The organism is Rhizobium sp. CC1099 (genome assembly GCF_029714385.1).
Lineage (GTDB): Bacteria > Pseudomonadota > Alphaproteobacteria > Rhizobiales > Rhizobiaceae > Rhizobium.
The window spans coordinates 3757348-3778842 of the sequence record NZ_CP121641.1; the positions used below are offsets into that span (position 1 = coordinate 3757348).

15 protein-coding genes are annotated in these 21495 nt (G+C 59.4%); 2 read left to right on the forward strand and 13 right to left on the reverse strand.

The genetic code is table 11. From position 1 onward, the window contains the following. Positions 1–72 precede the first annotated feature (72 nt). From QA644_RS18745 to QA644_RS18790, 10 genes are all read right to left on the reverse strand, one after another. Positions 73–8589 carry a glucoamylase family protein gene (locus QA644_RS18745; RefSeq protein WP_283069960.1) on the reverse strand — a complete coding sequence of 2839 codons (8517 nt, stop codon included), beginning with the start codon at positions 8587–8589 and terminating at the stop codon, positions 73–75. Positions 8590–9050: 461 nt separating this feature from the next. Further along, positions 9051–9215: a hypothetical protein gene (locus QA644_RS18750; protein ID WP_183928945.1), complete on the reverse strand. Its 165-nt coding sequence runs from the start codon at positions 9213–9215 to the stop codon at positions 9051–9053. A 125-nt stretch (positions 9216–9340) separates the two neighbouring features. Next, positions 9341–9529 (reverse strand): hypothetical protein, encoded by a 189-nt coding sequence (locus QA644_RS18755; RefSeq protein ID WP_074070033.1) that lies wholly within the window; start codon positions 9527–9529, stop codon positions 9341–9343. Positions 9530–9665: 136 nt separating this feature from the next. Further along, positions 9666–10439, reverse strand: a complete 774-nt coding sequence (locus QA644_RS18760) for an ABC transporter ATP-binding protein (RefSeq protein ID WP_194728466.1) — start codon at positions 10437–10439, stop codon at positions 9666–9668. Further along, positions 10436–11269, reverse strand: coding sequence for an ABC transporter ATP-binding protein (locus QA644_RS18765; RefSeq protein WP_194728467.1), 834 nt, complete (start codon positions 11267–11269; stop codon positions 10436–10438). Before QA644_RS18765 ends, QA644_RS18760 begins: the two co-directional genes overlap by 4 nt. Beyond that, positions 11266–12201: a nickel transporter permease gene (gene nikC / locus QA644_RS18770; protein ID WP_074070036.1), complete on the reverse strand. Its 936-nt coding sequence runs from the start codon at positions 12199–12201 to the stop codon at positions 11266–11268. The genes QA644_RS18765 and nikC overlap by 4 nt, the downstream gene beginning before the upstream one ends. Next, the gene (locus QA644_RS18775) at positions 12198–13265 is read right to left on the reverse strand and encodes an ABC transporter permease (protein WP_194728468.1); all 1068 of its coding nucleotides are present in this window, start codon (positions 13263–13265) and stop codon (positions 12198–12200) included. Before QA644_RS18775 ends, nikC begins: the two co-directional genes overlap by 4 nt. An 18-nt stretch (positions 13266–13283) precedes the next feature. After that, the gene (locus QA644_RS18780; protein ID WP_283069983.1) at positions 13284–14927 is read right to left on the reverse strand and encodes an ABC transporter substrate-binding protein; all 1644 of its coding nucleotides are present in this window, start codon (positions 14925–14927) and stop codon (positions 13284–13286) included. A gap of 46 nt (positions 14928–14973) precedes the next feature. Next, positions 14974–16032 (reverse strand): dipeptidase, encoded by a 1059-nt coding sequence (locus QA644_RS18785; protein ID WP_283069985.1) that lies wholly within the window; start codon positions 16030–16032, stop codon positions 14974–14976. A gap of 79 nt (positions 16033–16111) precedes the next feature. Further along, complete coding sequence (locus QA644_RS18790) at positions 16112–16363, reverse strand: hypothetical protein (RefSeq protein ID WP_283069986.1); 252 nt, start codon at positions 16361–16363, stop codon at positions 16112–16114. On the opposite strand from QA644_RS18790, the gene QA644_RS18795 reads away from it, so the two are divergent. Next, entirely contained in the window at positions 16362–16871 is a 510-nt protein-coding gene (locus QA644_RS18795; RefSeq protein WP_283069988.1) for a DUF1993 domain-containing protein, read from the forward strand. The genes QA644_RS18790 and QA644_RS18795 overlap by 2 nt on opposite strands. Here the strand turns inward: QA644_RS18795 and QA644_RS18800 are convergent. From QA644_RS18800 to QA644_RS18810, 3 genes are all read right to left on the reverse strand, one after another. Beyond that, positions 16850–18397, reverse strand: coding sequence for an alkaline phosphatase family protein (locus QA644_RS18800; RefSeq protein WP_283069990.1), 1548 nt, complete (start codon positions 18395–18397; stop codon positions 16850–16852). The two genes, QA644_RS18795 and QA644_RS18800, sit on opposite strands and share 22 nt — an antisense overlap. A gap of 10 nt (positions 18398–18407) precedes the next feature. After that, positions 18408–19388: a UDP-glucose 4-epimerase GalE gene (galE, locus tag QA644_RS18805; protein WP_283069992.1), complete on the reverse strand. Its 981-nt coding sequence runs from the start codon at positions 19386–19388 to the stop codon at positions 18408–18410. 203 nt (positions 19389–19591) lie between these two features. Then, positions 19592–20503, reverse strand: a complete 912-nt coding sequence (locus QA644_RS18810) for a HEPN domain-containing protein (protein ID WP_283069994.1) — start codon at positions 20501–20503, stop codon at positions 19592–19594. Between the two features lie 143 nt (positions 20504–20646). Here QA644_RS18810 and QA644_RS18815 point away from each other — a divergent pair, with 143 nt between their 5' ends. Beyond that, positions 20647–21471 carry an alpha/beta hydrolase gene (locus QA644_RS18815; protein ID WP_283069995.1) on the forward strand — a complete coding sequence of 275 codons (825 nt, stop codon included), beginning with the start codon at positions 20647–20649 and terminating at the stop codon, positions 21469–21471. Positions 21472–21495: the final 24 nt, after the last annotated feature.

Genomic DNA, 21495 nt, shown 5'->3' on the forward strand with positions numbered 1-21495 from the left:
ACGCGGTTGCAGCCAAAAAGTTTCACCTTTTGGCTGCAACGAATCGCCGGAGTGTGAGCGTCGAAAATGCTGCTATCCGACCGAATATCCCTCATGGGGATTGGCGACTTCGCTGCCGTTGATGACCAGAGTGTAGCCGTCCGGATGGGACGATTTTGAGACCGAAATGCGATATTTCACACCTGAATGTTCGATCTCCGCCGAAAAGCCGTCCCAACCGCTCGGCAGTGCTGGACGAACAAAAATCCGTCCGTTTTTCAAACGGATACCCAGAATCCCTTCGACTGCGGCACGATAGAGCCAGCCCGCGGACCCCGTATACCACGTCCAGCCGCCGCGGCCCTTGAGCGCACCTTCGCCGTAGACGTCGGCAGCCACCGTATAGGGCTCGACTCGATAGTGCTCGGCAGAAGCTTTGTCGCGCGCATGGGTGATCGGGTTCAGGAGTTCGAAGCAGGCCAATGCATCATCGCCCCGGTTGAGCTCAGCAAGCGCCATAACCACCCAGGTAGCCGCATGCGTGTACTGGCCGCCATTCTCGCGAACACCGGGTGGATAGGCCTTGATATAACCCGGATCCCTGACCGACGTGGCAAAAGGCGGGGTAAATAGGCGGATGATTCGCGCTTCTTTGTCCACAAGGCGGTTCAAAACAGCGTCCATGGCCTTGACCGCGTGATCCGGATTGCCTTCGCCGGAAAGCACGCTCCAGGATTGCGCGATCGAATCGATCTGGCATTCCAGGCTTTCCTTCGAACCGAGCAGGCTGCCGTCGTCGAATGTGCCTCGGCGATAATAGCCGCCATCCCAACCTTCACTTTCGAGCGCGGCCTTCAGTTCACCGAGATGTTTCGTCCAGCGCTCGACGCGAGCAGCGTCGCCCCGCTCTTGCGCATAGGGAATGAAGGACCGCAGCGCGCCTGCCAGGAACCAGCCAAGCCACACGCTTGTGCCCTGGCCTTGGATGCCGACACGGTTCATGCCGTCGTTCCAGTCGCCGCCCATGATCAGCGGCAGGCCGTTTGAGCCCTTGCGCTTGATCGCGAGATCAAGTGCCAAGGCGGCATGCTCGTAGATGCTGGCCTTGTCGTCCGAGACTTCCGGACGATAAAAGGAGTCGTGCTGGCCTTCGAGCAACGCCGGGCCCTCGAGGAACGGCAATTCCTCGTCAAGCACGCTCTTGTCGCCCGTTGCGCTGCAATAGTGATGGATCGCATAGGCGAGCCAGACCACGTCGTCCGAAATCAACGTACGGACACCCGCGCCGGTTCCCGGCAGCCACCAATGCTGGACATCGCCCTCGCGGAACTGCCTCGAGGCAGCGTTGACGATCTGGTTGCGCGCGAGCGATGGCTCCTGAAGCACGAAAGCCAGCGTATCCTGCAACTGATCGCGGAAGCCAAAGGCGCCGCTTGCCTGATAGAAGGCCGACCGTGCCATGATGCGGCAGCCAAGGCTCTGATAGGGCAGCCAGGCATTGACGAGATTGTTCATGGCCTGGTTCGGCGTCGAAATCTGAACTTTGCCCGTAAAGCTCTGCCAGAAATCGCGGTTTGCCTGAACAGTGTCCTCGACAGCGGTCTTGCGGATCTCGGCGATCAAGGTTTGGGCCTCTTGCCTCGACGCCGTGTCGCCCAGGAAGAACGTGACGTCACGCTCTTCTCCAGCACCGATTTCGATATCGATTGCGAGAGCCGCTGCCGGGTCGCCGTCAAGTTCCGTGGCGTTGGAAAGCGCAAAGGGTGGCTTGAGTGCCTGCGGAGCCCGGATCGTGCCGGCCTTGCCGATGAACTCGCGCCTGCTTGTAGTGAAGCTCGACGGCTTCACGCTGGCGGCAAAGAAGGATACCCGGTTCGAGAAGTCGATGCTGTACTGGTTGGCGGCAAGGAGTGCGCCGGTTTCCTCGTCAAGGGATGAGAGGATGAAGGGCACCGAGCGCTGGGCGTTGTTGCCGAGAACCCACTCGACATAACCATAGAGCCGCAGTTTGCGCGCCGTGGTACCCATGTTGCGCAACCGGACGCGCTGCAGCTTGACCGGCCTCAGGCGATCGACCGTCTGTATCACTTCGAGCGCGATATCGTTCTGCTCGCTGGAGAAGACTGAGTAGCCGAGACCATGGCGTGCCTCAAAACGGACATCGCTCCGCTGCGAAAGCCCAGCAAAGGGCGTCATCAGCGCGCCACTTTCCAGGTCGGTGACGTAAATCGCCTCGCCTGAGCGATTGACGACGGCATCGTTCGACCAGGAGGTCAGCTGATAGTCGCGCGAGTTGACGCTCCAGGTGAAACCCGCGCCTTCCGCAGACACATGGAAGCCGAACTTCTCGTTCGAGATCACGTTGATCCAGGGCTGCGGTGTTGCCGTGCCGCCAGCAAGACGAACGACATATTCGCGGCCGTCGCGGGCAAAACCACCGAAGCCGTTCCAGAAGTCGAGATCGCCTTCCTCCTCGATCACGAGCGCCGGCGGCCTGGGCTGCACGACACGCGCCACGCGCTTGACCGGGGTCTTACGCTGCTCGCGTTCCATTTCCGGCAGGTCGTCCTTGGACGGCGCAGAAAGGGCGATGGCGCGGTTGATCTGATCGACAACCTTGCCGTTCTTCGCATGGAAGGTGACGCGCGAAGCGGCGATCAGGGCATGATAGGTCGCCTCCTCCATCAAATCCCTCCGGACGGCAAAGATATGTTGCCGAAGGCCATCGACCTGGCCAATGCGGCGCACGTTTTCGCACATCTGGTCCACGGCATGCTGCATGTCCTGCGCATAGGAGGATGCACGCTCGTTCATGATGACAAGATCGGCCGTCACGCCACGCGAGCGCAGATATTCCTCCGCCAGCAATGCCTCGCGAACGATATCGAGATCCATGTCGTCATCGATGCGCAGCATGAAGATCGGGAAGTCGCCGGAGATCGCAAGCGGCCACAGCGACGATTGTGACTTCATGCCGGCTCGTACTGCCGCAGCATCGGCGCGCAAGTCCATGTCCGGATAGACCAAATGCCGGCCGAGATACTGGAAGGCGGCAGCCTGCTGCGACGTCACGCCGACATGGCGCATCTGCACCTGCGTGCGTGTCCAGGCCTGAACAAGCTCATGGTTGAAGGCATCGGCGTGCCGATAGCGCTCGACAGCCTTGTCCACCTCATCGCGGCTAGGGGCGGCGATCGTCCAGAAGATCACGCTGACTTTCTTGCCAGCCGGCACACGAACCGTGCGGCGCAGCGAAAGGATCGGATCGAGCGTGAAGCCGTCGGTGCCCGAAAGCGTCGCACCAGGATCAAAGGCTGCGGCATCTGCAAGACTACGGCCGCGGCCGAGGAATTTGCGGCGATCGGTCTCAAATTCCGTTTGCCGGGAAGGACCGGCACTGTCGACGATCAGATGGGCGATGCTCATGTTCGGCTCGCCCGGATCGCGTCTGTTGCGTTCGGCACGGATGACGTCGCCGCGCCTGCCAAATTCCGTCTTCACGAACATGCGGGCGAAAGCCGGATGCGCATTGTCCGTGTCATCCAATGTGATCACCGGCTCCAAATAGGAGGTGACTTCGATGAAGCGGTCTTCCGATCCCATGTTGAGAAGCGTCAGCCTGCGGCCTTCCGCATCATGCTCAGTCGCAACGATGCATTCCAATTCACTGCTGAGGTCGCCAACAACCTTGGTGAATTCCGCCTTTTCGTCGGCGAAGAGCACATTGACCTTTTCGCCCTCGACACTTTTTGGTTCGGCGGTGGCCGACCACCATTCGTTGGTCGCCGTGTCGCGCAGGAAGATGAAGCTTCCCCAGCGGTCTTCCGTCGGGTCGGCTTTCCAGCGGGTAACGGCCTGGCCGTTCCAGTGTGCGTAGCCGGCACCGGTCGCCGTCAACATCATCGAATAGTGACCGTTGGACAGGAACATGAGTTCGCGATCGCGCGAAAGCGGATCGGCGATCTTGCGAAGCTCCGGCCGCAGCAGATCTTCCTGAATGCTGGCGGGCGTATCCGATTCGTGCTTGCCGCTCATGACGGGGATGTCGCGCGGCGCCTTTTCCTGCAGCAGCAGTTCGGCTGCTTCGATCACCGGATCGGAGTGGAAGAGCTCACGCAGATGCCCATTGAAAGCAACATTGGCAACCGCCGCAATCGACATGCCGTGATGGTGCGCATAGTAGTTATAGACAACAGCGCATTTCTTGCCTTCCGGCACGCGGGTCGGCGTGAAGTCGACGGCATCGTGGAATCCGAATTTGCCGAGCGCACCGAGCTTGCGCAGGCGTTGCAGATTTTCGAGTGCCCCTTGCGGGTCGTATTGGCTGGCGAGGATAGAGGCATAAGGCGCGATGACGGCATTGTGGCCGAGGCCGCGCTTCAGGCCAAGCGTAGGCACGCCGAAGTTCGTGTACTGATAGTTGAGGTTATGGTCGCGAGCATTGAAGGCAGCTTCCGAAATGCCCCACGGAATACCGAGCTTGCGTCCGTAGTTCATCTGCTCGACCACGACCAGGTTGTTGGTCTGATTGAGAATACCCCCGCCGCGCTCCTGCATGACGAGCGGCGGCATCAGATATTCGAACATCGAGCCGGACCAAGAGACCAGAGCGCCGCGCGAACCGACCGGCACGACTTGCCGGCCGAGGCGATACCAATGCTCCGTCGGCAAGTCGCCCTTTGCGATGCCGAAGAGACTGGTCAGCCGGCATTCCGACGCCAAAAGGTCGTAGCAGGCCTGGTCGAGCTCGCCGCTTTCGACGCGATAGCCGATCGAAAGAAGGCGGCGTTCCGGACGGAACAGGAAGCTGAAATCCATCGAGAAGGCGAGATCGCGGGCCTTGTCGCGAAGGGCAATCAGCCGCGGCCGCAAAGCATCGATATTCGAAAGGTCGAATGTGCTGTCGGAAATATGCGCTTCGCAAATCTTGACGAGTGCTTCGGCCCAACGGGTAAGTTCGCCGCTGAGTGCCGACTTCACTTCGTGATCCAGATTTGCCGCAAGCTTCTGGATGTCACGCGCAAGAACCGCAAGGTTGATGACGCGGATCGAGGCAAACTCGTGCTCGCGCTTAACGGCGGCGAGCGCGTTCTGGAAGCCGACGATTCGTTCTTCCAGGCGACGGCGGAGCGGACGGACCGTCTTGCGATCGTCCGGAAGGTCGGCCAGTACTTCGCCGAGGATGCCGGCAGTGTCGCCGACGCCGTCGAGATTGCCCTGCATATGCGCCGACGGGGCCTCGGCCCAATTGCGGCAAGCCGATGAAACGGCAATCAGGTGACCGGCGAGATTGCCGCTGTCGACAGCCGAAACGTATCGCGGCCCAAGGGTCTGAAGCGTATCGGTGTGGTACCAGTTAAAGAGGTGGCCGCGATACTTCTCCATCTTGTCGATGGTGCCGATCGTCTGCTCCAGCCGCTCGATCGTTTCCTCGAAGGAAAACCAGCCGAACTGGCGGCCGGAAACGACCGAGAGCAGATACACGCCGATATTGGTCGGCGAGGTGCGGCTCGCGACGATGACGTGCGGCGTCTCCTGAATGTTATCCGGCGGCAGGTAATTCTGTTCCGCCGTGGTGAACGTATCGAAATAACGCCAGGTGCGGCGTGCGATCTTCCTGAGCTCGCTTGAGACCGAATCGGCGACTTCCAGGCGGTCTTCGGTCTCTGCCGACTGGCTGACATACCAGGCAACGAGCGGCGACAGGGTCCACAGCAGGGCAAACGGGATGCCGACGAGGAATGCGTTGTCGCCGGGAAGTGCTGCAAAGCCGAGTGCGAGCAGCGCGAGCACCGGGGCGTGCCACATCGCGCCGTAGTAGGAGAGGATCGTTCCCTGCCCGCCCGCTTGGACGCTGGCAGCAGTGCGCCATTGCAGCATCAATTTGTGGCTGACGAGAAGACGGTAGAGCGAGCGGCCGATCGCATCGACCATCATGCAAGCCGTATCGGCAATGAAAACGATACGAAGCGCCACCTGGGCGTTCGCAGCGCGGATATCCGACCACACGGTATAAAGATGTGCCCGTGCAACGATATCGCTGGTGCGTGGAATGATGCCGTGGATGAGCGACAGCGTCGGCGCAACGAAAAGGCAGAAGATCAGGAGGATCTGCCATACGAGTGCGCCAAGCGGGCCCATAAAATACCAGCCTAGCACGGAAGCGAAGAACCAGGCGATCGGCGTCAGCGAGCGGCGCAGGTTATCGAACATCTTCCAGCGCCCGAGAGCGGTGACGCCGTATTTTGGATTGAACATATATGGCAGGAGTTGCCAATCGCCACGCGCCCAGCGATGCTGGCGCGAGGCCTCGACTTCGTAGCGGATCGGGAAGTCTTCGACGAGCTCGAGATCGGTGACGAGTGCGCAGCGCGCCATCGAACCTTCGAGAAGATCGTGGCTCAGCACCGAATTCTCATCGATGCGATCCCTCAGCGAAGCTTCGAAGGCATCGACATGATAAAGGCCCTTGCCGGTAAACGTGCCTTCGCCGGCGAGGTCCTGGTAGACATCGGAAACCGTGAAGACGTAAGGGTCGAGGCCGCGGTTGATCGAGAAGACGCGCTGGAAGACCGAAGCGTCCTTGCCGGTTGTCAGCGACGGGGTCACGCGCGGCTGCAGCACGCCATAGCCGCTTTCGACGCGGCCGGTCTTCGGGTTTATCACCGGACGGTTGATCGGATGATAGAGTTTGCCGACAAGCTTGGTCACGGCATCGCGCATCAGGCGCGTGTCGGAATCGAGCGTCATGATATACTGAACGCCAGCCGGCACAATATTGGCGCCCGGCAGATAGGTCGTGTCGCTGTCGCCGCGCAAAAGCATGTTCAGCTCGTGCAGCTTGCCGCGCTTGCGCTCCCAGCCCATCCAGACGCCCTCTGACGGGTTGTAGAGGCGGCGGCGATGCAGGAGATAGAAGCGCGTTTTGCCGTCATAGGCGTAACGTGCCGAAAGATTGGCGATTTCACGCCGGGCGTAGTCCAGCACTTCCAGGTCGTTCGGCGTCTCCTCGACGTCGCTGTCGGGCCAGTCGCTCAGCAGCGCGAAATAGATTTCGCCGCGCGGATTCGCGAGATAGTGAACCTCGAGATTGCGAACCAGGTCGTCGACGCTGTCGCGGTTCGAAATCAGGCATGGCACGACAAGCAGCGTGCGTGCATCTTCCGGAATGCCTTCCTTGAACTCATAGCCGACAAGCCGCGACGGCGTCACGAAGAAGGACAGCAAGGTGTTGAAAAGACCGGTCGCGCCCTCCGATGCCGGAAGAGAGAACATGATCAGCAATACGGCGATTTCCAACGTGCCCATGCCGGCATTGGCCATGAAGCGTCCGACGATCGCCATCGCAATGACGGTAAGCAGCATGACGGGGAGGGCAATCGACAGCCAGTTGAACTTGCGGACTGTTCGAACAAAATGCTGGACGAAGGTCGGACGATAATTGGCACGTTCTTCAAGCTTCGGCCGGTGCATGCCGGCAAGAAAGCCGCCGACATTCGGCTCATGCGGTTGCGGCTCCTCGGAGGCTCTGGCTTCGCTGGTCATGTCGAGCGCCAACTGGGCGACTTCCATTTCCGTCAGCGGCGAGCGCTTGGCGAGCTTTTCGATCTGCTTGCGGTATTTGTTGCGTGATCCCGAATCGAGGATGCCGTAATCGGAATTCTCCCAGAGCAGCTTGTCGACATGGCTGACCTGCTCGACCCAGACCGACCATTCCGCATCATCGATCTCGCGAAGGCTCCGGATGATGTTGCCCATCGTGACATTACCGGAGGAGAGGCGGCTATGCTCCGCCATCGTCGCTTCTTCGGTATCACGGCCGAGCATTTCCAGACGCTCGTCGAGCCAGGCGATCGCAAGGCTAGACGCCTGCGAACCGTCGCGCATGCGATAGAGGAACTGCGTCGAGAAGGTATTGTCCTCGGCAAGCGGTTCGAGCGTCCTCAGATACTCCGCAGCCTTCGCCGGATCGTCCAAACGCACGAGTTCATCGGCCGCCTCGTTCGCACGGCGGCGTATGCGCCGGCTGCGTTCAACGCGGCTGGAAATGCGACGGAGGTTTTCGACGAGAACATAACGCACGAGTGAGGGGACCGCCCAAAGCTCACCGATGCGCAACGTCTCACCCAGCTGGAAGCCATCGACAAGCGCCGTTAGACTTTCCTGTGAAACGGTGCTGTGGGTGTGAGCGACATAGAGCCAGGCGAGCACCAGCGTGCGCGGTACCTGCACACCATCGACATCGATGGTCGGCAGCTCGCGATAGAAGCGCCGCGGGAAGTCGCGGCGGACCTCCTGAATTGCCTCTTCGACGATATAGTGGTTATCGAGAAGCCATTCGGCGGCAGGCGTGATCGTCTCGCCCGCTTCCACGTCGGCCGCGGTCGTGCGGTAAACGCGCAGGATTTCCTTCTCGTTCTCCTTATGCCGTGCAAAAAAATCGAAGGCAGTAAAAGCCGGCAGCGAATCGACGCCTTTGCGGGCGATCGACTCACCCATCGCCTTGATGTCTTCAATCGACAGGTAGGTCGAGCGCACCGAGTCGTTGTGATCGATGTGCTTGACTTCGGATTCGCGTGACGGGTTTGGAGACGGAATGGAAATGGTCATGGGTTCGGTTCTGGGTCCAAACTAAGGTTATGGTAATTTTGCCTAGCCTTTTGCACCGGCAATTATGACTGCGACATGAACGGCCAAGGGGCTTTCCAGGAAGATGCGAAAGCCACAGATTTCCGATACGAAACGGTTTAGGCCTGATTTATGGCACGAATCTGCCGGTCAGAGCTGCATTTTGCCTTCACCCCCGAAGAACCATCCGGGAAAGTTGGACACCCTCCCGATAATTCAAGTCAAGAGGCACGGAATTGCCCAGCTTTGCTTACCTCAATTTTGGCAGTTCGTCGCTATTCAAAAGAAAAATCCGGCACCCATCGGGCACCGGATTTTCAAACGTGATTGGACCGCTGTTGTTGTTGGCCGAAAATTCCCGGTTCACGCAGAAGAATGTCCCAGCCAGCGATTTGAGAAGTAAATTCGTAATGTGCCGGCAACATGCCGGCACGACAGCTCGATCAGCCGATAACGCCGCAGACTAGGGCTGCAACGAAAGCGAACGCCGCGGTAAACAGCGTGGCATTGAGCGCAAAATGAAGCTTCTGGCGCATTGAAGCCGGCTTCTTGGCCGGTACGGAACCATAATAGTTCGCTTGAGTATGCGAAATACCCAGGTCTGCCATGTGTTGCCTCCGTCTCTTTTTTATTGGCGCGGCGGTCTGCCGGCACTGATATTCCTATATTCTCTATAAGCTAGGTAGAGATAAATTTCCTTCCAAGGCGCGAGGGATAGAAAATCTGACCCGGCTCAGCAAAGAGTGCGCCATGCCCAGATCAACGAACGCTCGATTGCGTTTTCTTCTCTTTGGGCACCCGAGGAAGCCTCGATCAATCGGCGATCTTTTTCAGCGGGAATGGCAACGCGTGTCTGCTCGCTCCGTTCGACCTTGGCCGGAGGATCGAGATATCCCATGGTCATTCCGCCGAGAAAGAACATGCCTCACCTCCACGATCACGAAAGCTAACACTCGTTAACAGGATCATGACAGATGAAAATCGGCTGTCAATAGTCTAGTCGAATAGTCGTCTTTTAACGGCTGCTTAACCTTGAATGGCCAGCGCCCGAAAGGATTTCAAATATCTGAAAAATCTGCAGTTCTGGTTTTGACGAAGCCTTTGCTCGCAATCATCAAATTTCTCGTGTAATCCTCATGAACGTCCCCGCTGGCCAGTTGGCCGGAGGTCAGCCGTTCGACGACGGCGCCGTTGCGCATCACGGCAAGCCTTTCACACATATGGGTAACGACACCAAGGTCGTGGCTCACCATGACAAAGGTCAGTTTGCGGTCACGCCTGATCTGTTCCAGCAGATTGAGCACCTCCGCCTGCACGGAAGCGTCGAGCGCCGACGTCGGTTCATCGAGCAGCAGGATCGACGGCTCGACGATCAGGGCGCGCGCAATCGCCACACGCTGCCGCTGGCCGCCGGAAAGCTGGTGCGGATAGCGGAAGCGGAAGCCGTTTCCAAGGCCGACCTCGCCCAGTGCCCGCGCGATGCGCTTCTCGCTGTCGGCAATCCCGTGAATTGCCAATGGCTCGAGCAGCAGCCGGTCGATCGTCTGCCGTGGGTGCAGCGAGCCATAAGGGTCCTGGAACACCATCTGGACATTTCGATAGAAAGCCTTGCTGCGTTTTGCACCCTGAAGCAGCTGATCATGAACGCGAATTGTGCCACCCTTGACCGGCGCCAGGCCCGCTACCGCACGAAGCAGCGTCGACTTGCCGGAACCGGATTCCCCAACCAGCCCGAAGGAGCCGCCGGATGCGACCGCGATGCTGACATCTTGAAGCGCATGAAAGTCGTCATAGACGACGCTGAGATTTTCGACCGAAAGCGCCGCACTCATGCAGCCCACTCCGGCTTGCGGTCGAGCACCGGCAGCGGATGGCGATCTTCTCCGATTTGCGGCATGCAGTTCAAAAGTCCCTGCGTATAGGGATGCTGTGCATTTTTGAGGTCAGAAGCCCTAAGCTCTTCAACGATCTTACCGGCATACATCACGATGACGCGGTCGCAGAACGAGGAAACAAGACGCAGATCATGCGACACGAAGATAAGCCCCATGCCGCGCTCGGAAACCAGCTTGTCCAGGATCTTCAACACGTCGAGCTGCACGGTGACGTCGAGCGCCGAGGTGGGCTCGTCAGCGATCAGCAGTTCCGGCCCGGCAATCAGCATCATGGCGATCATTGCACGTTGGCCCATGCCGCCTGAGACCTCATGCGGGTAGAGATCGAAGACACGCTTCGGATCGCGAATCTGCACCGCCTCCAGCATGGCAAGCGCCCGTTCGGTCGCCTCGGCCTTGCTGACCTTCTCATGCGTTCTCAGCGTCTCGCAGATCTGCCGGCCGATCGACATCACCGGATCAAGCGAATATTTCGGATCCTGCAACACCATGGCGATGCGCTTGCCGCGCAGGAGCCGCCGTTCTTTCGCTGGAGCCTGGAGCAGATCGATGCCGTTGAAGTCGAGCTTGTCGGCCGTGACAATGCCGTGCTTCGGCGTGAGCCCCATGATCGCTCGGCCGGTCTGCGACTTGCCGGATCCGGACTCCCCGACAATTCCGAGGCGTTCCCTGTCCAGTGTGAAGGAAACGCCGCGAACAGCTTCGATCACGCCGGTGCGCGTCGGGTAGCTGACCTTGAGATTGTCGACCGTCAGCAAAGCCGTCATTGGCCGCTCTCCTTGGGATCGAGCGCGTCGCGCAGGCCGTCGCCAAGCAGGTTGAAACCGAGGCTGACGATAAGGATCGCAATACCCGGCATGGCTGCGACCCACCATTGATCGAGAATGAAACGGCGACCCGAGGCGATCATCGCACCCCATTCCGGCAGTGGCGGCTGCGCGCCGAGACCGAGAAAGCCGAGACCGGCAGCCGTCAGGATGATACCCGCCATGTCGAGCGTTACGCGAACGATCAGCGACGAGAGGCAGAGCGGCATGACATGGCGGATGATGATGCGGACCGGCGATGCACCCATCAGCTTGACCGCCGAGATGTAATCCGAGCGCCGCACCGTCAGCGTTTCCGCCCGCGCAATGCGGGCGTAAGGAGGCCAGGACGTGATTGCAATCGCGATGATCGCGTTTTCGATGCCCGGCCCGAGCGCCGCGACAAAGGCAAGCGCCAGCACCAGCTTCGGGAACGCCAGGAAGATATCGGTGATACGCATCAGCACTGCATCCACCCATCCGCCGGCATAGCCGGAGACCGTGCCGACAATCAGTCCAATCGGCGCCGAGATGATCGCCACCAGCACGACGACGAAGAGCGTCAGCCGCGACCCGTAGATCAGGCGCGAAAGGATATCGCGACCCTGGTCGTCCGTGCCGAGCAGATACTCGCCGGTACCTGGCGGCAGAAGTCGCGCATTCTTTAGATCGCCGACCACCGGCGAATGCGTGGCCAAGAGATTAGCGAAGGCGGCAACGAAAAGCAGCGCGACAATGATAATGAGACCAAGGACGGCAAGCTTGTTCGCACTGAACTGCCGCCAGGTCACATAGGCGCGCCCGAGACGTGCCTGTACACGCGATTGCGGGCGATCGGAAAGCAACCACTCGCGGCGGCTCATCGGCGCTGGCTGGCTGGCTGGAACCGTCATCGGCTTCGCGTCCTTGGATCGAGCGTCCGATAGAGAAGATCGGACAGGAGGTTGATGCCGATGAACACCGTGCCGATGACGATCGTGCCGCCGAGGACAGCGTTCATATCGGCATTCTGCAAGGAGTTGGTGATGTAGAGGCCAATGCCCGGCCAGGAGAACACCGTCTCCGTCAGCACCGAGCCTTCGAGAAGCCCGGCGTAGGAGAGCGCAATCACCGTGACAAGCGGCACCGCGGCATTGCGCAATGCGTGGCCCCAAATTACCCGGGTTTCCGAAAGCCCCTTGGCGCGCGCAGCCACGATATATTCCTGACTGAGCTCGTTCAGCATGAAGCTGCGCGTCATCCGGCTGATATAGGCGAGCGAGAAATAGCCGAGCAGCGATGCCGGCAAGATAATGTGCCGGAAGACGTCGTAGAAGACGTCCCACTGCCCCTGCCAGAGGCTGTCGATCAGATAAAAGCCCGTAATCGGCGTGAACGTATATTCAAAGACGATATCGATGCGCCCCGGGAAGGCCACCCAGCGCAGTTGCGCATAGAATACGACAAGCGAGATCAAGGCCAGCCAGAAGATCGGCACGGAATAGCCGACAAGCCCGACGACACGCACAATCTGGTCGGCAAGGCTGCCGCGCCGCACAGCCGCAAGCACGCCGAGCGGGATCCCAATCAGGGCGCCAAAAATGGTGCCGAGGGTCGCAAGCTCGATTGTTGCTGGAAAGACGCGACGGATATCGGTCATCACCGGATTGGTGGTCAGCACCGAATTGCCGAAATCACCGGAAAGGATACCTTTGATATAGATGAAGAATTGCTGATAGAGCGGCAGATTGAAGCCGAGCTCTTCACGCACGCGCTCCACGACATGCGTCGGAGCGCGGTCGCCAAGGATCGCAAGAACCGGATCGATCGGCACGACACGGCCGATGAAGAAGGTGACGGCCAGAAGTCCAAGATAGGTCGTCACGGCAGCGATCAGGAAACGCCCGATTGCTTTGGCGAGAGGAACGGCACGACCCTTGGCGGGCCGCGCCTCCATTTTTGTTTCGATAATGCTCAACGAACGAATCCTGCCGGATTATTCCTTGGCGATTGGGCCAACGAAGTTCGTATCGAAGCTCGGTCCGAGTTTGAAGTCCTTCAGGTTCTTGCGATAGCCGGCGACTTCGATCTGCTGGAAGATGAAGATGAAGGGGCTGTTCTCCAGGTACTTCTTCTGGATATCCTGGTACATCGCGGCGCGCTTGGCACCGTCGCGCTCAAGCAGTGCTGCCTTGGTCTGCTTGTCGAGTTCCGGCGTTTCGAAGGTATTGCGCCATGCGAGCGTCTTGTTCGTGCCCGCATCCGAATTGTCCGGGTTCGCCGTGAAGGTATCGGCATTCGAGTTCGGGTCGAAATAGTCGGATCCCCAATTGCCGATATACATGTCGTGCGTGCGGGCGCGGTATTTCGTCAGCGTCTGCTTGCCGTCGCCCGGAATGATTTCGAGTTTCACTCCGGCCTGTGCCAGCGTCTGCTGCATGGATTCGGCAATGCCGGTGACCGGCTGAGTGTTCCGCACGTCCATCGTCACCGAGAAGCCATCCGCAAGACCGGCCTTTGCCAGCAATTCCTTCGCCTTGGCGACGTCGAGCTTGAAGGGAATTTCGTCAAGCGCGCCGAGCTGGCCCTTTGGCAGGAATGTCTGGTGGATTTCGCCGATGCCCTTGATGAGCGTCGAGCTGATCGCATCGTAATCGACGAGATACTTGAAGGCCTGCTGCACCTCCGGCTTCTTCAGGTTCTCGTTCTTGAGGTTGAGGCTCACATAATAGATCGTGCTTTTCGGTGCGCTTGCCACCGCGAGGTCGGCGTTCTTCGAAACAGCGTCGAGATCGCCCGGCTCGAGATTGCGCGCGATATCGATGTCGCCTGCCTCCAGCGCCAGGCGTTGTGCGGCACTTTCCTTCATGTAGCGGTAGATGACGCGGTTCAGCTTCGGTTTGTCGCCGTAGTAATTGTCGTTGCGCTCCAGCACGACGACTTCGTTGGCGCGCCATTCGCGAAGCTTGTAGGCGCCGGAGCCGGCATAGCCCGTCTTCAGCCATTCATTGCCGAAGTCGTTGTCATGCTTGTATTCCGCGCTTGGCGTCATCGGCTTGATGTGATCCATCACCAGCTTCTTGTCGACCACGGAGGCAACCGTCGCCGTCAGGCAGTTCAGTACGAAGCTCGGCGCATAGGCCTTGTCGACCGTGAAGACGAATGTGTTTTCGTCCGCAGCCTTGGCCTTTTCAGTCACGTTGTCTCCGGTCAGGCCAAACTGTGTCAGGATGAATGCCGGGCTCTTGTCGAGTTTGACGGCGCGCTCGAAGGACCAGGCGACATCCTCAGCGGTGACCGGGTTGCCTGAGGCGAACTTCAGACCGGGCTTCAGCTTGAACGTATAGGTGAGGCCGTCATCGGAGACGCTCCAGCTCTCGGCAAGATCACCCTTGACCTTCGTCGTGTCGTTGAGGTCGAGGCGGACCAGCAGGCTATAGGTGTTGGTTGTCATTTCTGCCGTTGAAAACTCGAAGGCCTCGCCTGGATCCATCGAAATGATGTCATCGATGGCCAAACCTTCGACGAGCGTATCCTTCGGCGTCTCGGCAAAAGCGGCAGGCGCCGTCAGCATGAGCAGCGAAAGCGCGGCCCCCGCAGAAAGGGCGCGAAAGTTGCGGCTGAGTTTAGTAATCATCATCGATCTGTTCCCCTGTTCTTGATTGATTACAAAGCGGTATTTTGGCTCAGGCGTTCTTCTCCCCCCACGCCGAAGCCAGGATCCGAAGCCAGTTCTCGCTGGCGAGTTTCCGTCGATCCTCCTCACCATATCCAACGTCCCGGAGAGCGGCAATCAGCTTCTGGTTGCCAGCCGCGTCGCCTATTTCGTCCGGAATGGTCGCGCCATCGAAATCGGATCCGAGTGCAACGCAATCGATCCCGACGCGGTCGACGAGATAGTTGATATGGCGGATCATGTCCCTGATCGGTGTGTCGCCCTCGGAGCGGCCATCCGGCCTCAACATCGCAGTCGCGTAATTGAGACCGATAAGCCCCTTGCTCTCCCTGATCGCATCAAGCTGCTTATCCGTCAGATTGCGCGCCACCGGCGTCAGCGCATGCACGTTCGAATGCGTAGCGACCAGCGGTTGATCTGTTGTCTTCGCGACGTCCCAGAAGCCCTTTTCCGTTATGTGGGACAGATCGATCATGATGCCCAGGCGATTGCATTCGTGCACCAGCTCAAAGCCGGCACCGGTCAGCCCCGGCGCAGTATCTGGCGACATCGGGAAGGCGAAGGGCACGCCGTGTCCGAAGACGTTATGCCTGCTCCAGACAGGTCCCAGAGAGCGCAAGCCCGCCGCATGAAAGACCTCGAGTGCGGAAAGGTCAGGCCCGATCGCCTCGCAGCCTTCCATATGCATGACCGCGGCAAAAACACCGCTTGCCATGGCGTTGCGGATGTCCTTCACCGTCCGGCAGAGGCGCCAGGCGCCCGCCTTGTCGAGACGCAGTGCAATCGCCGCCATCTCGGTCGCGACGCCAAGTGACGGCAGCCGGTCGAGAGGTGCGGCCATCGGCGTTTCGTAATGTCCGTTTTGATCGGGATCGGCGAAGACGAGATCGCCCGAGGGCACGTAGATGGCGCAAAGGCCGCCGGCGAGACCACCCTGCCGGGCGCGTGGTCCATCGATGTGGCCTGATGTCGTCCCGTTCAGAAATTCGGCAACCGGGTCGTTGCCATCCCTTTCATGTGTCCAAAGCCTGAGGAGAACGTCATTATGGCCATCAAATACAAGCTGCATCTGTTTTCCTGCTCTGCCCTGCCGAGCAAATGACAAGCGTGCAGAATAGAAAAGCTGGCAGAATTGGCCAGCCCCCTTCTCAGAATTTTATAGCGGATGAGTAAACACGCCTTGGCTTGAAATAAAGCGCCATGGAAACGCCAATGGTTTTCGCGTGAGCCGCCGTCGCAGCGGCGTCAACTCTTTTCAAGGAAATGAAGACCGAAAGCCGCACTGAAAATATGAAGCTATGGGCGGGCAGGCCGATGAAATCGTCACAGCGCGCGCCTAAATGTGCGGACGTAACGATCAAAACCGCTGCGCCCACGAAAAATCCCCAAGGAGAAGCCATGTCCATTTCCATGTACCGCCTGACCGTTCCGATGTTTCAGCGCGGACTTACGACGCTAAAAAACTACCTCGAAAAGGCCGAGGCTTACGCAAAGGAGAAGGGGATCGATCCGGATGAACTGGTTGCTGCCAGGCTTGCGCCCGATATGCTGCCGCTATCGGGCCAATATCAACGTGCGAGCGACAGCGCCAAGCTGGCAGTCGCCCGCCTGACCTCCACCGAAGCACCGAAATTCGAGGACAGCGAAACGACGATCGCCGAGCTCCGCGAGCGCATCGCCAAGACCGAAGCCTATCTCGCGACGATTGCGCCGGAAGCGCTTGAAGGCACAGAAACGAATGAAGTTACGATCGCGCCCGGCGGCAACAAGATGACCTTCCGCGGCGACGAATATGTCGCGACCTTCGCACTGCCGAACTTCTACTTCCACGTCGCGACGGCACACGCGATCCTGCGCAATCAGGGCGTGCCGGTCGGCAAGATTGATTATCTTGGCCGCTTCTCGTGAGTAATCAGGGCCGGCGCGTGACCGGCCCGCCCTTCTTTCGTCAGCTCCGTATAGGCAAGCGTCTGGTCGAGATGCCGCGCCCGGTGCGATAACAGCCTCTCGGCGAACTCCAGGCGCGTCGCTGCATAGGCTGGATCGGGAGCGAGATTGTTGAGCTCCATCGGATCGGCCTTGAGATCGAAGAGTAGCGGCGGCAGGGCGGCAAAATGCACATATTTGAACCGTTCGTCCCGGATCACCGCCAGATTGCACTGGTTTGATTTCAGGCCGAAGTGGCGCTCCGCTTCGCCATTGGCGATGTCGCGGAAATCAAATTCCCAGAATGCCGCCTCCCGCCAGTCGATCGCATCTCCATGATCGATGAACGAGCGCAATGAGCGGCCGTCGACATGGTTGGCTGTCTCGACGCCCAGACTGTCGCAAAGCGTTGGAAAGATATCCGCCGCACTCGTGAAGCGCTCGACCACGTGACCTCTCACCGCCGCTTTTGGGTCGCGTATGACCAGGGGAATGTGATAGCTGCCATCAAAAAAACCGCCTTTGCCAAGCGTCCAGTGATCACCCATCATTTCGGCATGGTCGGAGGTAAAGAGGATGATCGTGTCGTCCCACACGCCGGCATCCTTCAGCGCCTGCCAGATCCGGCCAAGCTGCGCATCCACCTCGGCAATCATCCCGTAATAGATCGCCCGGATTGCCGCGAAATCCGCAGCTCTCCAGTCGCTGACCGAACCCTCGGCGCCATATATGAAGCTGCCCTTGTCGTTCTTCGGCATCGAATAGCTAAGATAAGGATGCAGCGCCTCTTCGATCTCACGGCTTTTCGCCCGTGAAAACTCCGGTCCGTCGTCCGGTTTGAACATCCTGCCGAAGGGCTCAGGCACCGAAAATGGCGGATGCGGCCGCAGGAAGGAAACGTGGGCAAACCACGGCGCATCCTGTTCGCCGAGCCAGCGAATGAATTCGCAGGCAAGAAACGCAGTTTGCGTTTCTTGCCTGGAGTAAGCGGTCGGTTCCGCCGAAATTTCGCCGCGGGCGGCACCTAGCGGAACATGGATGTCCCGGCTGACTGCATTGCGATGCCCGCGTGAGCGCAACCACGAAAGCCACTGCTTCTCATGCTCGGGCAGGAGCTGGCGCGCGGTAAACCCTGGCAGCAGACCTTCGTAGGTCTCAAGGTGCGGGTCGTTCCTATCAAGTTCGCGCGGGTCAGGCGCGGTATCCGTATAGCCGAACAAGGTCGGATCATAGCCGGCGCGCCTTGCCGCCAGCGCCAGGTTGTCGAAACGGCGGTCGAGCGGCGAGCCGTTCCGGCAAACCCGATGGTTCATCTGGTAAAGGCCGGTGTAAAGCGTCGCCCGCGCCGGCGAACAGGGTGCCGCGCCGGCGAAGTGATTGCGAAAAAGCACGCCTTCCCTCGCCAACGCATCGACATTCGGCGTCCTGACACAGGCGTGGCCGGTGGCCGAAAGGCAATCACCGCGCCATTGATCCGCGGTGATGAGAAGGACGTTCGGCCGCTTCATGAAAGCCGCCTCAGTGATTGGATCTGGAATGCCAGTTCCACGCCGACTGGATGATCTGCGAAAGATCATATTGCGGTGCCCAGCCAAGCACATCGCGGGCCTTGTCATTATTGGCAACCAGCGTGTGCGAATCGCCTTCCCGGCGCCCGATATATTCGACCGGGAAAGGCCGCTTCGACACCTCTTCGATCGCCCCGAGCAACTCCTTGACCGTCGTGCCCGTCCCCGTCCCGAGGTTTAGCGCAACGGAATCGCCGCCCTTCAACAGATATTCGACAGCGCGCACATGCGCATCCGCCAGATCGAGCACGTGGATATAGTCGCGCACGCAGGTGCCATCGCGTGTCTCGTAGTCGCTGCCGAAGACCTTGAAACCCTGCCGCCGGCCGAGTGCCGCATCGATTGCAAGCGGAATGGCATGGGTTTCCGGCTGATGCCACTCGCCGATCCGTCCTTCGAAATCCGCGCCCGCCGCATTGAAATACCGCAGGATCACGGATCGGAGACCCTTGTACTGATCGTAATCGGCGAGCGCCTGCTCGACGATGTATTTCGTTCGCCCGTAGGGATTGATCGGCACCTGCCGGTGCGCCTCGTCAAGCGGCACGCTCTGCGGCAGCCCGTATGTCGCGCAGGTGGATGAGAAGACGAAAGCCTTGATGCCTGCGGCTTGCGCGGCCGAAAGCAGGGTCAGCGTCCCGATAACATTGTTCTCGTAGAAGGAAACAGGATCCTTCACCGATTCGCCGACTTCGATCAGCGCTGCAAAATGCAAAATCGCCGATGGCTTGTGCTTGGCCAGAACCTCCTCGAGCCGGACGCGATCACGAATGTCGCCCTCCTCGGCGGGCCCCCACCTGACGAATTCGCGATGACCATTCGAGAAATTGTCGAAGACGACCGGTTTGTAACCCTTGTTCGCCAGATCGAGGCACGTATGAGAGCCGATATAGCCGGCTCCGCCGACCACGAGAACAGTTTCACCCGCCATATATCACCTTTATTGCCACATCGGATATGTGAAGTCTTAGAGGAGAGGGAAGGCAAGAAAAAGAAGGAATCCGCACAACGTGCTGCGGCGCGCTATGTGATGTCCGTAAAAGCTCTACGGCACCGGACAAACGGTGCCGGAAATTTCTTCTCCGGCAGCGCTACCCACGCCCAGTCGCGAACCATCGAAACTGCCGACGGCCGTCAACTGCCGCCGCTTGCCCGCTCCAGTTCCGCCAGACGCTCCCTGCAAATGGCTTCGACGAGACGGTGGAGGTGTTCTGTCCGCTCAAGCAGCCAATCGAGTGCTTCTTCGGTGATCTCGAAGTGCTTTGAATAACGTGCCTTCACATAGGCTTCGTTGAGGATGTTGTACCAGGCAGTATAGCGGTGCTGATCGCGCGGCCATGCCTCGATGAGCCGGCGGTCCTGGTCCTCCGCCAGCCCGCGCAGGAATTTCAGATTGTGCGATGGCGGGCTATAATTGGTGAGCGTGAGCAGCAGGCCGGAATAAGCGGTTTCGACTGCTTGGTGGAAATTGAAGGCCGCGTGATTGGGTTTGCCATCAGAGATCGCATACTGTGCTAACTGGCAAAGGTATTTTGCGCTAGCAAACTGCCTCTCGAAGTGCTCCTTCGCCACTCTCAGCGCATCGACGGCGGAGAGTTTTCTCGGTTCGGCCAGTGGCCGGTCATCGAGCTCGTAAAGCACGATGCCCTCGCGCAGGATGTCGACGAAGAAATATTGGCCGTCGGCCAGGAAGTTGTTCACCTCCCTGGCGCCGTGGACGATCAGCCCGACCGGCGTCTCCACATCCTTGTCCCATATCAGCCGATCGGTGGCTTTGTCCCAGTATTGCGGCTCGGCCAGTTGCTTGGAATTGACGAGCACCAGGATGTCGTAGTCGGAGCGGTAGCCCTTCATCGTATGCGGCTCGTCGACCCAGGTGCCGCGACAATAGGAACCGAACTGGATGATCTTCAGGATCCGGCCGCGCTTCTTGAAGGCTGCAGACGTGCCCGACAACGCATCGGCGAACTCCTCATGGATGATCGCAACGACGCGGGCAAGCTCGCGCTGCTTTTCTTCCGGCAGATGTTCCAAGGACGATCGCATGGGTCCATCGATAGGCCAAAGACGATTCGCCGTCCACTACTGGAAGCGATAGGATTCGCGCGGTTCCGCTTCATTCGGGAACGGGATGGCTTTGCCGGAAGAGGTTCTGGACATTCGACGGACCTACGTTTGGACATGTTGTCGTGAGCGTCACCAAACTCGTGCTGATCTTGCCGCTGATGGCGGCCTTCGCGTATGTGTCGCTTGTCGGCCTGATGTATCTTTCACAGCGCGCCCTCCTCTATCCGGGCGCCAGCCCTACACTTGCTCCAGAGCACGCGCGCTGGGGCGAGAGCATCTTTATCAGGACGTCCGACGGAGAGACGCTTCATGGACTCTACCGCCGGGGCGAGTCCGGCAAGCCGTCTGTGCTCTTCTTTCTCGGAAATGCTGATCGGGCCAGCAACTACGGCTTCCTCGCCCAGGCGTTGGCGGCGCGGGGCATTGGCCTGCTGGCGATTTCCTATCGCGGCTATCCGGGATCGACCGGCTCGCCGAGCGAGGACGGGCTTCTGACCGACGGCATCGCCGCGTTCGATTGGCTTTTTATACGCACTGAAGGCAAGATCGTTGTGCTGGGCCAGTCTTTGGGCAGCGGCGTCGCCGTCAACACGGCGGCACAAAGGCCGGCTGCGGCCGTCATCCTGGTGTCCGCCTACCTGTCGGTCCTGTCGCTCGCACAGACGTACTACCCGTTCGTTCCGGTTGCGCTTCTTGTCAAGGATCCCTTCCGCTCGGACCTCAGAATAGCGAAGCTGAGGCAACCGAAGCTGTTCATCCACGGCCGGCGTGACGACATCATCCCGCTGTCTTCGGGCGAAGCGCTATATCGCATCGCTCCCGAGCCAAAGCAGATGCGGATATATGACGGTTCTGGTCACAATGATATTTGGTACGACGACACGATTGGCCAGGTCATCCGCTTCGTGGAGGCGCTGAAAAGAGACATCACCAGGGCCGCCCCATGACGGCCTTAGCTGCCATTTCGCCGT